The following is a 13794-nucleotide window of genomic DNA, read 5'->3' as shown; positions in this document are numbered from 1 at the left end:
GCCTTGCGCGCCAGGATCTCCGTGCCTATCTTGTCCAGGGCGTCGGAGCGCGCCTGTATGCCCGAGGTGGACCAGGCAGGAAACGCGGCAGCGGCAGCAGCCACGGCGGCCTGCACATCGGATGCACCACCCTGGGCGTACGCGCCGATCAGATCGGACAGATCGCTGGGATTGGTGTTGGGGCAATAACTGTCAGCAGCCGTCCACTGGCCGTTGATCAGGTTGAGATGTGGGGTCATGGATATGCTCTTGATAGAGGAGCTTGTTGCGCCTGTTATTCATAGATCTCAGCATGAAAAGCATCTGAATTCCTGAATCAAAAAGCGTAACCAGCTCCTGTATTCATAGTCGACTCAACGGGCCCAGCGCAGCACCAGCGGATCCAGCCGGCGTGCGATGTCGATGAGCTGGCGGCGCACCTCGGGGTGCATGGGCGGCCAGGGCGAGCGCGGCGCATCGCAGGCGATCACGCCGCCTTCCTTCATCAGCGCCTTGGCGGCCAGAAAACCGGCCTGGCGGTTCTCGTGGTTGATCAGCGGCAGCCAGCGCTGGTACTCGGCAAAGGCCTTGTCCTTGTCGCCAGCGCGGTGCGCCTCGATGATGGGGCGGATGCCATCGGCGAAGCCGCCGCCGGTCATGGCGCCTGTCGCGCCGGCCTCCAGGTCGGCCAGCAGGGTGATGGCTTCCTCGCCGTCCCACGGGCCTTCGATGGCTTCGCCGCCCAGTGCGATCAGCTCGCGCAGCTTGCCCGCCGCACCGGCGGTTTCCATCTTGAAGTAGCTGACCTGCGCTATCTCGCGCGCCATGCGGGCCAGAAAGGCGGGCGACAGCGGCGTGCCGGCCGCGGGTGCGTCCTGGACCATGATGGGAATGTCGATGGCATCGGACACGCCCTGGTAGAAGGCTTGCACCTGGGCTTCGCCAAAGCGGAAGGTAGCGCCGTGGTAGGGCGGCATCACCATCACCATGGCCGCGCCCATGTCCTGTGCGCGGCGGCTGCGTTCGGCGCAGATCTTGGTACTGGTGTGCGTGGCGGTTACGATCACGGGCACACGGCCGGCCACATGCTCCAGTGCCGTGCGCGTGAGGGTTTCGCGCTCCTCGTCCGAGACCAGGAACTGCTCGGAGAAGTTGGCCAGGATGCACAGGCCGTCGACGCCCGAGTCGATCATGAAGTCCAGGCAGCGCTTCTGGCTGGCGAGGTCCAGCCTGCCGTCCTCGTGGAAGGTGGTGGGCACGACGGGGAAGATGCCCCGGTAACGGGGATTGGAGAGTCCGGGCATGCTGCGGCTCCTTACTCGATGATGTGGAACTGGTCGAGGTACTCGGTCTTGAGCGTGAGGCCCAGGCCCGGCACGTCGTCGCGCAGCTGCAAAAAGCCGTTGTCGGCCACCGGTTCGCCGTCGAAGATGTACCAGAACAGCTCGTTGCCCACTTCCACATCGAAGATGGGGAAGTACTCGGCCATGGGCGAGGCCAGCGTGCTCATGGTCAGGTGGTAGTTGTGCATCTGGCCGGCATGCGGGATCACAGGCACGGAATAGGCCTCACACAGGGCGTTGATCTTGTGCGCCGCCGTGATGCCGCCCACACGGTTGGTGTCGTACTGCACGACGGAGACGGCCTTCCTGTCCAGCAGCTGCTTGAAGCCGTAGAGCGAAAACTCGTGCTCGCCGCCCGAGATGGGGATGATGTTCATGGCGTTCAGCTCGGCGTAGCCGTCGATGTCGTCGGCGATCACGGGCTCTTCCAGCCAGCGCGGCTCGAACCTGGCGAGCTTGGGCAGCATTCGCTTGGCGTACTCCAGGTTCCAGCCCATATAGCACTCCAGCATCAGGTCGGTGTCGTAGCCGATCACTTCACGGATGGCCTCGACGGACTTGAGGTTCTCCTTTACACCCTCCTGCAGGTGGGCGGGCCCGTAGCCGAAGCGCATCTTGAAGGCCTTGAAGCCCTGATCCAGGAATTTCTGGGCTTCCGCCTGCATCTCTTTGAGGTCGGTGCGGTAGAGCTTGCTGTAATAGCAAGGAATCTTTTCCTTGGTGCGCCCGCCCAGCAGCTTGAACACGGGCTTGTTCACGCTCTTGCCCAGGATGTCCCAGATGGCCAGGTCAACGGCCGAGATGGCGGCCATGGTCACGCCCTTGCGGCCCCAGGCATGGGTGGCACGGTACATGCGCTGCCACAGGTATTCGTAGTCCCAGGGGTCCTGACCGATGACCAGGGGCGCCAGGTACTCGTCGATGATGGCCTTGGCGATCTTGGGCGCCAGGGCCACGTTGCCCAGGCCGATGATGCCGTCATCGGTTTCGATCTCGACCACGGTCCACGAATGAAAGCGGAAGGTACTCATGGACTCGGTGTTGGAGTACACCAGATCCATGGCGTTGGAGCAGAAGTTGCCCTGGGGCGGAACGGTCTTGCCCTTCCATTCATAGACACGGGCGCGGACGGACTTGATCTTCATACAGACCTCGAAAGAAAAGAGTGAGTGGGACAGGCGGCCCAAGCCGCCCGGAAAACGGGCTCAGACGGCTGGGGCGGCCTGGCGATCGCGGTGGGCGGCCCCCATGCGTGCGGCGATCTGCAGCGCCTGCCAGGTGGCTTCCACATTGGCCTTGCCCTGGCCTGCGATGTCGTAGGCCGTGCCATGGGCCGGCGTGGTGATGGGAATCGGCAGGCCGCCCTGCACCGTCACCCCGCGCGAGAAGCCCATCAGCTTGATCGCTATCTGGCCCTGGTCGTGGTACATGGTCACGATGGCCTGGTACTCGCCGGCCTGGGCCTTGAGGAAGATGGTGTCGGCCGGAAACGGGCCGTGGAACGGCGCATCGCTGGGCCAGTCGCGCGCCTGCAGGGCCTGGACTGCGGGCGCGATGATGTCGATTTCCTCGCGGCCGCAGGTGCCGCCGTCGCCGTTGTGCGGGTTGAATCCGGCAATCGCCACCTTGGGAGCAGCCAGGCCGCTGGCGCGCAAGGCCTTGTAGATCAGCTCGGCCGCCTGGCTGATGCGCTCCACGCTCAGGTAGCTGGCCACATCCTTGAGGGGTACATGCGAGGAAATACGCGAGGTCCAGAGATCACCCAGCGTGTTGAACTCGCAGAAGTAGCCGGTCACGCCCAGGTACTCGGCAAAGTGGTGCAGCTCGTCCTCGTGGCGCAGACCGCCCAGCTTCATGGCCTGCTTGTTCAAGGGCGCAAAGCAGATGGCATCGATATCGCCGGCCAGGGCCGCATCCATGCATTGGTCTAGCACCTGCAGCACCGAGCGGCCGCCCGCCGCCCCCACCTGCCCCGGCACCACATCGGCCTGGGCGACGGTGTCCACGGCCACAAAGGCCGGCAGCCGCGTATCGGCACGCTCGCGCGCAGCGGACAGGCCGGCCAGCGGAACCGTTGCAACCTGCAGTCCGGCGATGCGCTGGCCTTGCTCCCAGAGCCAGGGATCGCCGATCAGCACCAGGTTCGCCTGCTGCGTGGCCTGCGGCCTGGCCAGCAAACGCGCAATCAGTTCGGCGCCGATGCCGGAAGGATCGCCCAGGGTCAGGGCGACAACGGGAAGAGAAGCCTTGCTCATGCTCAGTCCAGCTTGATGTTGTTCTTGCGAATGATGTCGCCGAAGCGCTTGTACTCGGCGAGGTGAAAACTGCCGAAGTCGGCCTGGGGCATGGGCCGCAGCTCGGCACCCACGGCTTCGAGGCGGGTCTTGGTCTCGGGCATGGAGATGACCTTGTTGACCTCGTCATGCACTTTCTGCTGAACCGCCTTGGGCGTGGAGGCGGGCATGTAGATGCCGTACCAGGCGCTGATTTCCACGTCGCGCAGACCCGCTTCGGCCATGGTCGGCACCTGGGGCAGCTGAGGGTTGCGCTGGAGCGAAGTGACCGCCAGAGCACGCAGCTTGCCGGCCTTGATCTGGCCTATGACCGAGGGCATGGTGTCGAAGCTCATCTGCACCTGGCCGCTGACCAGATCGACCAGGGCCGCGGCGCTGCCCTTGTAGGGTACATGGGTGATCTGAATGCCTGCGGCATCCTTGAACACCTCGGCAGCGATATGCTGGGTGCTGCCCGTTCCACTGCTGGCGAAATTGATCTGATTGGGATTCTTCCTGGCCATGGCCACCAGCTCCGCCACCGTGTTGGCGGCAACGGAGTTGCCCACCACCAGCACATTGGGCACGGAGCCGACAAAGGCCACGGGAACCAGGTCCCGGTTGTTGTCATAGCCGAGTTTGAGCAGATGCGGTGCGATGGCATGGGCTGTGACCACGCCCATGACCATGGTGTGGCCGTCCGTGGACTTGGCCGTCATGTCTACGGCCAGCGTGTTGGAGACGCCGGGCCGGTTCTCCACGATCACCGGCTGCTTGAGCAGCGGCCCCAGCCTGTCGGCCACGGCGCGGGCCATGGCATCGGTGCCGCCTCCGGGCGCTGACCCCACCAGCATGCGCACGGGCTTGACGGGCCAGTTCGCAGAGTCCTGGGCCTGGGCCTGCCAGGGCAGCACGGCGGCGCCGCACACAGCGGCTATGGAAAGTAGATGACGTCTTTGCACATTTGTCTCCTTGGCTTTTTTATTTCATCGCAGCCCGATGCTAGGGAAGGCGCTGATATGCGTAAATTGAAAGTTATTGATTAATCGATAACCTGAAGCAATAAGAAGCCATGCCATGGGATCGATCGACAAACGCGACAACACGCCACAGTTGCTGAACCGGCTGCGCATGCGCCAGGTGGCCTTGATACTGGCCATCGACGAGCGCCAGACCTTGCGCGCGGCAGCGGCCGAGCTCGGCCTGACCCAGCCTGCCGCCACCAAGATGCTGCAGGAGCTCGAAGACGCCCTGGGTCAGCCCCTGTTCGAGCGCGTGGGCCGGCGGCTGCAGCGCAATGCAGCCGGAGAGCGGGTGCTGGAATATTTCCGTTCGCTGCGCGGCAATATCGAGGCCCTGAATCGTGAACTGGGTGAGCTGCGCCAGGGAAGCTCGGGACGGCTGGCCGTGGGCAGCATCATGGCCGCATCGCCCGGGCGGCTCACCCAGGCCTTGCTGGAGCTGAAAAAGCAGCTGCCCCTGCTGGAGCTGGAAGTGGCCGTGGATACCAGTGATCGCTTGCTGGCCCAGTTGCGTGAAGGGGTGCTGGAGGTTGTCGTCGGGCGCATGACCAATGAAGCCGGCAGCGATTGCAGCTTTCGCGCCATCGATGACGAGCAACTGGCCTTCATCGTGTGCGAGGGACATCCTCTGCTGTCGCTGCAGCGCCCCGCCCTGCAGGCTTTGCAAGGGTATGGTTGGGTCATGCAGCCGCCTGGCAGCCCCATGCGCAGCTTGATAGAGCAGGAATTCCGCGAGCACAGTCTGCCGCTGCCACGCGGCCTGATCGAAACCGGCTCCATACTCACCACCATCAACCTGGTGCGAAGCTCGAACATGGTGGGCGTGATTCCGCGTACGGTGGCGGACCTTCATGCCGCCCACGGCATGCTGCATATCCTGCCGTATCAGACAAGGCGCAGCCTGGAGGCTTATGGCAGCCTGGTACGCAAGGATAGGCCTATCAGCCGATCGGCACAGATGTTCCTGGATCTGCTGCACCATCAACGTACGGTTGCCTAAACAGCGTCGACCGTTCGCTCAAAGTCGATTTTTGCGCACTGATCGGGCCAGTCAGAATTTAGCCCGGAGTGCTAAAAACCGTCCACCTCCACTTTTCCCAATGCCTTGAGCCTCAAGCTCGGGCATTCCACGGTGGTGGAAACGCACAAACCTTACCGAGAATGGACCGCATCCTCGGGATTTAGCAAAGCAGGAATCTCGGCCACCAGCGCATCAATGGCCACCCGCAACTTGCAACGCAATTGCCGTGCCTGTGGCCAGAGTGCATGGATCTCGTAAGAGCGGGCTCGATAAGCGGGCAAGATGTGTACCAGCTCGCCACGCTTGGCATAGCTGCTCAGCAGCCAACAAGGGACCCAGGCAATGCCATAGCCCGCCACAGCAGCAGCGGCAATGGCCTGTATATCGTCCATGCTGATCTGGGTGTGCACCTGCAGGCGGTAGTCCGAGCTGCCACCTCGCCCAGCAACTGGCGAAACATTCCACGGGGCGACAACACCCGAGTGCGAGTAACCGATGACCGCATGACCATCGAGCTCTTCCAGTTTGCTAGGCGTGCCGTGGCGTGCCAGATAGGCCGGGGAAGCTCCGACGCTGATGTGCTGTGTGCCCAGCAGGCGCGCAGACAAGGTGCCGCTGTCTTGCAGCGGGCCTATGCGTATGGCCAGGTCAAACCCCTCCTCGATCAGATCGACTGTACGGTCGCCAAACGACAGATCGATGCTCAGCTGCGGATACAGACGCGTCAGATTCAGCAGTATTGGCGCCACGCACAGCTGCCCAAAGCCTTCTGGCACGCTGACCCGCAGGCGGCCGATGGGCTCCATGCGGCCACTGTCCAGATCCGCCTCGGCTGCATCCAGCTCCTTGAGTGCACGGGTGCAGCGCTCGTAGTAGATCTGTCCTTCCGCAGTCAGGGTCTGGGTACGCGTATTGCGCTGCAGTAGCCTCGAGCCCAGACGCGCCTCCAGCCTGGCAACGGCCTTGCCCACGGCAGAGCGCGTCACGCCAAGCCGCTTGGCAGCAGCAGTGAAGCCGCCCGCTTCCACCACCTGCACAAAGGTGGAGACTCCTTCCAGAGGGTCTTGCACAGTCATGTCGATTGGATCCTTCAACTCCCCAATGATGGGAAATCAACGCGTAAATTTAAGAATTTTATTCCCATAGACTTGCGTTGAACGTTCTGCGCCAGAACGCTGTCTCCCTTTTCTGGAGTGCGCAACCATGTCCTCGAATAATGTTGATCTCTTGAACACCAGCAGCCTGGAGCCGGCACCGACCCGGCTCAATCGCATTGCGCTGCTGTCGGTCTGTCTGGCCGCACTGATGTTCAGCCTTGAAATATCCAGCGTGCCTGTCATCTTGCCCACGCTGGAGTCCGTTCTGCACAGTGACTTCAAAGACATTCAGTGGATCATGAATGCCTACACCATCGCCTGCGTCTCGGTGCTCATGGCCACCGGGACACTGGCGGACCGGTTTGGCCGCAAGCGGATCTTTCTGATCTCCATAGCCCTCTTTGCGTTTTCATCGCTGCTGTGCGGCCTGGCATGGAACACACCGATGCTGATTGCCAGCCGCGTGTTCCAGGGGGCCAGCGGCGGCGCCATGCTGATCTGCCTGGTAGCCGTCCTCTCGCATCAATTTCCCCAAGGCGCCGAGCGCAGCCGCGCCTTCAGCACCTGGGGAGTCATGCTCGGCATAGGCTTGGGCTTTGGCCCGCTGATTGGCGGCATGATCGTCGCCCTATCGGACTGGCGCTGGGTATTCTGGGTACACGTGCTGATTGCCACGCTGACCTTCTTTCTGGCCGCCATCGCCGTGCAGGAATCGCATGACCCAAAGGCCGGCGCGCTGGATCTCGCGGGCATCGTCACGCTGTCCCTCGCGGTGTTCGGCCTGGCCTTCTTTGTGACGCAGGGCTCCGATACCGGTTTTGGCAGCCTGTCTGCGCTGGCCGCCATGGCTGTGGGTCTGCTGAGTTTTTCAACCTTTGTGTGGGTGGAACTGCGTGCCCAGCATCCCATGTTCGACTTCTCCGTCTTTCGGGTGCGCAATTTCTCCGGCGCGCTGATGGGCTCCATGGGCATGAACTTCAGCTTCTGGGCGTTCATCATCTACCTGCCCATCTATTTTCAAAGTGCGCTAGGTCAGGATGTCACGGCCGCCGGCGTCTCGCTGCTAGCCTACACCCTTCCCACGCTGGTGTTCCCGATAGTTGGAGAACGCATCGCCATGCGCTATGGCCCGCGTATCGCCATTCCGCTGGGGTTATTCGCCATCGGCCTTGGATTCATGCTGATGCTCGCTGGCAGCCAGCTCGCCCACAGCCACTGGCTTTACGTGCTGCCGGGCTGCATGATTGCCGGTGCAGGGCTGGGTATCACCAACACCCCGGTGACAAATACCACCACGGCAGCGGTCTCCAGCACACGCGCCGGTATGGCGTCCGGCATCGACATGAGTGCCCGCATGATTACGCTGTCGATCAATATCGCGCTGATGGGTTTCCTGCTGGCGCATGGCGTACAGCAGCACCTGCAAACCGCATTGCGCGACCCTGTCGATGCTGCAGCGCTGCGCGAGATGGCCAACGGCATTGCCTCTGGCAACCTGCAAGCCCTGTACGCCCAACAGGCAGGCGCTGGCGCCGTCACTTCGCCACAGGCACTGACAGACATTGCCCGCGAGGCATTGGTGCACAGCTTTGGCGGCGTAATGCTCTATGCGGCCATCGCCGTGTGGCTGCTGGCACTGGGCAGCTTTGTGATCTTTTCGGGGCGCAGGGCAGCACGGTGACTTGTATGGCGGTCCAAGCCGATAGGCAAGAATCTGCTCGCTGATCTGCAACTTGGTTGCCTGCCTTGCCATGGATATCGATTTCCTGCCTGGGCAGCAAGCGGCAGGCCTCGACAACCTCACAGACATTGGCAACCGTGTCACCTGCTGTGCGCACCAGGCCAGAATCAGCATCCATGCCGAAGCACCACTGGTTGCCTCTCCCGCTCTGGTGCATCTCTTCACCATGCACCTGTTTCTATTCCTGGTGAATGCCAGTGCAGCACTCAGGGTAGCGTCCACGGTGGTGCCAGTGTGCGGCATAGCGGCCCAATGCGTTGCCGTGGCAAATTCATGACACGCTCCAAGTCGATCAAAGACTGCCGTACTTTGGCACCACCTGCGATTTGCTGAATCGTGTCGGTGGCTCTTCACAGATAAAAGAGGCACATCGCAATATATTTAAAAATCAGGATATTTATCCCAATAAATTTGTTTAACAAATTTATCGAAACCATCCAGACTTCCTCCAAGACTCATAGAACTTGGAGACATCTGTTGGAGCAAAAAATTTTCAGTGCGCCTGGGCACTTTTTCCGCCCCTCGCGTTCACATGCTGTTGTTATTGGCGGCGGGACTATGGGAGCCGATGTCGCGGTCGTCCTTTGCCGAGGAGCTTGCAAAACGACTGTTGTCGAGTCCAATCCAGACCGTGCTGCCAATGTCCCTGGACTGGTCCATCACGGCTTGACCCAACTGGATGCGGGGCAGCAGCTTGCCCACCTGTCCGTCGTCTCGTCATTGGACGACCTCGACTGGAGCTCTGTGGATCTTGTGATCGAATGCATCCCGGAGCGCCTGGACATCAAGCAAGCGCTTTTCAAGCAACTCGAGCAGCGCGCCCGCAAGAATGCATTGCTGGCCAGCAACAGCTCTAGCTTCCCCATTACGGCCATTGCAGAAGGCCTGGCAACGCAGGAACGCATGCTGGGTCTGCACTTCTTCATGCCTGCACACCTGACGCCTCTTGTCGAAGTGGTGTGCGGCGAGGCATCCCACATGGAATGTGCAGAGAACCTTCATGCTTTCATGCGCCAGTGCGGCATGGTGCCGGTGCTGGTCAAGAAGGATTTGCCAGGCTTTTTGGCGAATCGTCTTCAGCACGCGCTGGCTCGCGAAGCTTTTGCACTGATTGAAGCTGGCATTGCATCAGCCGAAGACGTGGATGCAGCCGTGCGCTTTGGCTTCGGCTTTCGCTTTCTTGCAGCGGGCCCCGTGCTTCAGCGCGACCATGCAGGTCTGGAAGTCCACTGCGCCGCTGGAGCAACGATGTATCCATCGCTGGCGGCCAACAAGGAGCCAAGCCCATGCCTTTCGCAAAGAGTGGCTGAGGGCAAATTCGGCATGAAGTCCGGAGAAGGTTTTTTCAAGTGGACTCCAGAGAGCATTGCGCAAGAGAAACAGCGCTACCAGAAGACGCTGCTGGCAGGTCTGGAGCTTCTCAAGAGCGAATTGCCTTCCGTGGGCGACGCTGCCGAGCAATAAGAGGAGCGCATGATGAATACACCTCTGATCATCACCGTTGCCCCCAACGGAGCCTACAAGACCAGGGAGCAGCACCCTGAGGTTCCATTGACTGCCGCCGATCTGGCACAGACCGCCAAGGAATGCCTGGACTCCGGTGCGTCCATGATTCATATGCATGTACGCAAGCCTGACGGCAAGCATTTGCTCGATGCCAGCGCCTACATTGAAGCCACTGCTGCAGTGCGCAAAGCAGTGGGCCAGGAACTGGTGGTTCAGGTCACCACCGAAGCAGCACAGGTCTACCAGCCATACGAGCAGATGCGGGTCGCACGCGAAACGGCTCCGGAAGCGATCTCTGTCGGCTTGCGCGAAATACTCAAACCTGAAGTTCCCGAAGCGGATATCCGGTCCTTCTTCACATGGCTCAAGCAGAGCAATGTGATGACCCAGATCATCCTGTATGACGTGGCGGACGTGCAGACCTGGCAGCGCCTGCTTGCAAGTGGCGTCATCCCGGAAAACAAATGGTTTCTGCTGTTTGTACTGGGCCGCTACTCGGCGGGCCAGACCTCTTCGCCCATCGATCTGCTGCCATTCCTGAATGCCCATGACGATGCCCATCCATGGGCGATGTGCGCCTTCGGCCCTCAGGAAAATGCATGCGCGATGGCTGCTGCAAGTCTTGGAGGCCATGCGCGCGTCGGCTTCGAGAACAACCTGTTCCTGAAGAGCGGCGAGCCGGCAGCAAGCAATGCAGCCTTGGTCGCCCAGGTTTGCCAGGGGGCCGCAGCGCTGGGCCGCCCTCTGGCCACTGCTCACGATATTCGAGACATGTTCCTGAACTGATCAGCACTTCAAGGCAGTAGCGCCTCTTGTGTCTTCAAGTAGTGATCTCTTGGAGGCACAAGATGCTCTGCCGTCAGGCGGATCAGGCGCTCCCTCGACCCCTCCCCCTGCGCCAGCACCGCCAGCAGCTCGTGATGCTCCTTTTGGGATTGCAGCTGACGCTCTCTGTTCATCAGCGTTCCAAATCGAATTGCATGCGTTTGGCGCGCGAAGTCTTCGATGGATTGCGACAGAAAAACATTGCCGCATTGAGCAAACAAAAGCCGATGAAACTCCTGGTTGGTCCGAAAAATGCCGCGCGGGTCCTGTTGCAGGATAGCTGCGTCATGCCCGGTCTGAATGCGCTTGAGCTGCTCCAGGGCATCACGGTCCAGAGGCAGCGCAATTCTGCGCATCGCCTCCAGCTCGAGCAGCTCTCTCATTTCGTAGAGATGAATGACTTCATCTCTGCTGAAAGCCTTCACCATGGAGCCAATATTGCGCCTGCGCTCAAGCAGGCCAGCACTTTCCAGCTGAGCCAAAGCGTCTCGCACCACATGGCGTTTGGCTGCGAACCGTTCCATCAGATCATCTTCGACAAGACGCACTCTGGGAGCCAAGAGGCCCAGAACAATGTCTTCCTCCAATGTCGCGGCAATCACGGATACACCGTCCTCGGATGGACGGCGCTCCTTGGCAAAAGCGCCCGTCGGCATATGAACTTAACTCCTTGGAATCGAACCCTTGCGCTGCGTCGCGGTCAAGAAATCAAAGTCTGCGCCACGATCAGCCTGCAAAACAGTTTTCTTGAACAGATGCGCGTAACCACGCTCTGCCACAGGAACTTGAACAGGCTTGGCATTCTGACGCATAGCCAGCTCTTCCTCACTGACCAGCCATTCAATACAGCGCTCGCGCACCGACAGGCGAATTCTGTCTCCGGTTTGCACCCAGGCCAAGGGGCCGCCAATCGCTGCCTCTGGCGTCACATGCAAGACGATGGTGCCGAAAGCGGTGCCGCTCATACGACCATCGGAGACACGCACCATGTCTTTCACGCCTTGAGCGGCGAGTTTCTTGGGAATGGGCAGGTAACCCGCTTCCGGCATCGCCGCTGCTTTGGGGCCGATATTCTTGAGCACCAGCACATCCTCGGCCCGCACATCAAGCTCGGGCGAGTCGATACGCGCAGCCAGATCCTCCGCATTCTCGAAGACAACGGCACGGCCCTCATGCTCCATCAGCTCGGGGTTGGCTGCGGACTGCTTGATGATGGCGCCTGCCGGGGCAAGATTGCCGTGCAGCACGGCAATGCCTCCCTGTGGATACAAAGGGGCATCCAAAGTCTTGACCACATGCTGCTTGAAGCCTGGGCCGGCCGCCTCCAGCTCCTCGCCCAGGGTGCGCCCCGTCACGGTCAGAGCATCCAGGTGCAGCAGGGGCTTGAGCTCTCGAAGCAGGGTATGCATGCCGCCGGCTGCATGAAAGTCCTCCATGTAGTGGTCGCCGGAAGGCTTGAGATCGAGCAACACGGGAGTATTGCGGCTCATGACGTCCAAAGCCTTGAGATCCAGCTCGTAGCCCAGGCGACCCGCGATCGCGGCCAGATGCACGATGGCATTGGTCGAGCCGCCCATGGCCAGCAGCACCCGCATGGCATTTTCGAAGGCAGCAGGCGTGAGAATCTTGTCAATGCTCAGTCCAGCACGCGCCATGTACACGGCCACCTCACCGGATCGCTCCGCAATTCGAATGCGGTCGGCAGTAACCGCTGGAGGAGTTGCACTGCCAGGAATGCCAATCCCCAGAGCCTCTGCAATGCAGGCCATCGTGCTGGCAGTGCCCGCCACCGAGCAGGTACCCACGCTGGCGACGAGCTGATTGTTGACGTCGGAAATTTCCTCAGCATCAATTTCTTCGGCGCGGAATTTCCCCCAGTAGCGCCGGCAATCGGTGCACGCACCCACTCTTTCGCTTCGATGCGATCCCGTGAGCATGGAGCCGGTCACCAGTTGCACTGCCGGCAGTCCGACCGAAGCAGCACCCATCAGCTGAGCCGGCACCGTCTTGTCACACCCCCCGATCAGCACGACCGCATCCATGGGTTGCGCTCGCAGCATCTCCTCCGTGTCCATGGACATGAGGTTGCGCAGGTACATGCTGGTCGGCTGGGAAAAGCTCTCGTGCAGCGAGATGGTCGGGAAGTCCATGGGCAGACCACCTGCCATCAGGATGCCGCGCTTCACTGCCTCAATCAATTGCGGCATGTTTCCGTGACAAGGGTTGTAGGAGCTGCCTGTGTTCGAGATACCGATCACAGGCCTGTCCAGCGCCTTGTCGGTATAGCCCGCTCCCTTGATGAAGGCCTTGCGCAAAAAGAGAGAGAAACCGCGATCACCGTAGTTGGTGAGTCCTTTGGAAATGCCGCTCGAAGCGGCTTCCGGATGAATCGTGGCTTGCTGGTCTGGCTTGTTCGTCATGGGAGGGTTAACCATTGTTGATGCACTTATTATTAATAATATTATTGATTAAAAGAAAAATCGAGCGCTCAAACAAGAAAGCGCATACCTGAAAACCCTAAAGGAGACTTCATGAAACCCACACAACTCGCCAATCCGGCCATGCGCCGCCGCAAGCTCATTAACCTGGTTGCAACCGCCCTCGTCGCATCTGGTGCATCGGGAGCAGCCTGTGCGCAAACTGACTACCCCACCAAACCCGTGAGGCTGGTAGTTCCCTATGCGCCGGGTGGAGCGACCGATGTCATCGGCCGCGTTCTTGCCAAGCAGCTTTCAGACGCACTCGGGCAGCAGTTCGTCGTCGACAATCGCGCCGGAGCTGGCGGTAGCCTTGGTGCAGGTCAAGTCGCCAAATCACCTGCCGATGGCTACACCTTGCTGATGGGTGCATTCACAAGCCACACCATCAATGCAGCGCTAACGCCTGCTGCGACTCCTTTTGACATCCATAAGTGTTAATTTCCACGCAAAACTGACCCGCCATTTCCATCTCAAACTGACCCACCCTTTGGCTTGAGCCGTAAGGCT

Annotated in this window: 13 protein-coding genes and 1 pseudogene; 6 read left to right on the top strand and 8 right to left on the bottom strand. The window is 60.7% G+C overall.

Features of this window, described 5'->3' with window-relative positions; genetic code table 11:
• The 5 genes from ACWGXF_RS23785 to ACWGXF_RS23765 form a co-directional block, all read right to left on the bottom strand.
• A partial coding sequence (locus ACWGXF_RS23785; RefSeq protein ID WP_452102556.1) for an aldehyde dehydrogenase family protein occupies positions 1–239 on the bottom strand: 239 nt, incomplete at its 3' end.
• 114 nt (positions 240–353) lie between these two features.
• Positions 354–1283, bottom strand: coding sequence for a dihydrodipicolinate synthase family protein (locus ACWGXF_RS23780; RefSeq protein WP_256628488.1), 930 nt, complete (start codon positions 1281–1283; stop codon positions 354–356).
• Positions 1284–1294: 11 nt separating this feature from the next.
• On the bottom strand, positions 1295–2467 hold the full coding sequence (locus tag ACWGXF_RS23775) for an L-rhamnonate dehydratase (protein WP_039050817.1): 1173 nt from the start codon (positions 2465–2467) through the stop codon (positions 1295–1297).
• Positions 2468–2527: 60 nt separating this feature from the next.
• Complete coding sequence (locus ACWGXF_RS23770) at positions 2528–3577, bottom strand: 4-hydroxythreonine-4-phosphate dehydrogenase PdxA (RefSeq protein WP_256628489.1); 1050 nt, start codon at positions 3575–3577, stop codon at positions 2528–2530.
• 2 nt (positions 3578–3579) lie between these two features.
• A complete protein-coding gene (locus ACWGXF_RS23765) occupies positions 3580–4557 on the bottom strand; it encodes a Bug family tripartite tricarboxylate transporter substrate binding protein (protein WP_054074893.1) in 978 nt (325 codons plus the stop codon).
• 115 nt (positions 4558–4672) lie between these two features.
• Between ACWGXF_RS23765 and ACWGXF_RS23760 the strand changes: the two genes are divergently transcribed.
• The gene (locus tag ACWGXF_RS23760; RefSeq protein WP_256628490.1) at positions 4673–5617 is read left to right on the top strand and encodes a LysR family transcriptional regulator; all 945 of its coding nucleotides are present in this window, start codon (positions 4673–4675) and stop codon (positions 5615–5617) included.
• 152 nt (positions 5618–5769) lie between these two features.
• On the opposite strand, the gene ACWGXF_RS23755 is transcribed toward ACWGXF_RS23760, so the two are convergent.
• Positions 5770–6714, bottom strand: coding sequence for a LysR family transcriptional regulator (locus tag ACWGXF_RS23755; RefSeq protein WP_256628491.1), 945 nt, complete (start codon positions 6712–6714; stop codon positions 5770–5772).
• Between the two features lie 127 nt (positions 6715–6841).
• Between ACWGXF_RS23755 and ACWGXF_RS23750 the strand changes: the two genes are divergently transcribed.
• The 4 genes from ACWGXF_RS23750 (at position 6842) to ACWGXF_RS23735 (ending at position 10768) form a co-directional block, all read left to right on the top strand.
• A complete protein-coding gene (locus ACWGXF_RS23750; protein ID WP_452102555.1) occupies positions 6842–8416 on the top strand; it encodes an MFS transporter in 1575 nt (524 codons plus the stop codon).
• A 70-nt stretch (positions 8417–8486) separates the two neighbouring features.
• Positions 8487–8753, top strand: a complete 267-nt coding sequence (locus ACWGXF_RS23745; protein WP_256628493.1) for a hypothetical protein — start codon at positions 8487–8489, stop codon at positions 8751–8753.
• 281 nt (positions 8754–9034) lie between these two features.
• Positions 9035–9940 carry a 3-hydroxyacyl-CoA dehydrogenase family protein gene (locus ACWGXF_RS23740; RefSeq protein ID WP_256628494.1) on the top strand — a complete coding sequence of 302 codons (906 nt, stop codon included), beginning with the start codon at positions 9035–9037 and terminating at the stop codon, positions 9938–9940.
• A 12-nt stretch (positions 9941–9952) separates the two neighbouring features.
• A complete protein-coding gene (locus ACWGXF_RS23735; protein ID WP_256631277.1) occupies positions 9953–10768 on the top strand; it encodes a BKACE family enzyme in 816 nt (271 codons plus the stop codon).
• A gap of 8 nt (positions 10769–10776) precedes the next feature.
• On the opposite strand, the gene ACWGXF_RS23730 is transcribed toward ACWGXF_RS23735, so the two are convergent.
• Complete coding sequence (locus ACWGXF_RS23730; RefSeq protein ID WP_256628495.1) at positions 10777–11463, bottom strand: GntR family transcriptional regulator; 687 nt, start codon at positions 11461–11463, stop codon at positions 10777–10779.
• Between the two features lie 6 nt (positions 11464–11469).
• Positions 11470–13227 (bottom strand): IlvD/Edd family dehydratase, encoded by a 1758-nt coding sequence (locus ACWGXF_RS23725; RefSeq protein WP_012839673.1) that lies wholly within the window; start codon positions 13225–13227, stop codon positions 11470–11472.
• A 111-nt stretch (positions 13228–13338) separates the two neighbouring features.
• Here ACWGXF_RS23725 and ACWGXF_RS23720 point away from each other — a divergent pair.
• Positions 13339–13719, top strand: a pseudogene (locus ACWGXF_RS23720) (Bug family tripartite tricarboxylate transporter substrate binding protein); the annotation flags it as partial.
• Between the last annotated feature and the right edge of the window lie 75 nt (positions 13720–13794).

The sequence above is a fragment of the Comamonas sp. HJ-2 genome (assembly GCF_053615495.1).
This window is presented reverse-complemented; position numbering and strand designations above follow the sequence as displayed.

What these genes read in the sequence shown, in the direction of transcription:
- ACWGXF_RS23780 (WP_256628488.1), bottom strand. Translation starts at nt 1,283, where the DNA reads ATGCCCGGACTCTCCAATCCCCGTTACCGGGGCATCTTCCCCGTCGTG.
- ACWGXF_RS23775 (WP_039050817.1), bottom strand. Translation starts at nt 2,467, where the DNA reads ATGAAGATCAAGTCCGTCCGCGCCCGTGTCTATGAATGGAAGGGCAAG.
- ACWGXF_RS23770 (WP_256628489.1), bottom strand. Translation starts at nt 3,577, where the DNA reads ATGAGCAAGGCTTCTCTTCCCGTTGTCGCCCTGACCCTGGGCGATCCT.
- ACWGXF_RS23760 (WP_256628490.1), top strand. Translation starts at nt 4,673, where the DNA reads ATGGGATCGATCGACAAACGCGACAACACGCCACAGTTGCTGAACCGG.
- ACWGXF_RS23755 (WP_256628491.1), bottom strand. Translation starts at nt 6,714, where the DNA reads ATGACTGTGCAAGACCCTCTGGAAGGAGTCTCCACCTTTGTGCAGGTG.
- ACWGXF_RS23750 (WP_452102555.1), top strand. Translation starts at nt 6,842, where the DNA reads ATGTCCTCGAATAATGTTGATCTCTTGAACACCAGCAGCCTGGAGCCG.
- ACWGXF_RS23745 (WP_256628493.1), top strand. Translation starts at nt 8,487, where the DNA reads ATGGATATCGATTTCCTGCCTGGGCAGCAAGCGGCAGGCCTCGACAAC.
- ACWGXF_RS23740 (WP_256628494.1), top strand. Translation starts at nt 9,035, where the DNA reads ATGGGAGCCGATGTCGCGGTCGTCCTTTGCCGAGGAGCTTGCAAAACG.
- ACWGXF_RS23735 (WP_256631277.1), top strand. Translation starts at nt 9,953, where the DNA reads ATGAATACACCTCTGATCATCACCGTTGCCCCCAACGGAGCCTACAAG.
- ACWGXF_RS23730 (WP_256628495.1), bottom strand. Translation starts at nt 11,463, where the DNA reads ATGCCGACGGGCGCTTTTGCCAAGGAGCGCCGTCCATCCGAGGACGGT.
- ACWGXF_RS23725 (WP_012839673.1), bottom strand. Translation starts at nt 13,227, where the DNA reads ATGACGAACAAGCCAGACCAGCAAGCCACGATTCATCCGGAAGCCGCT.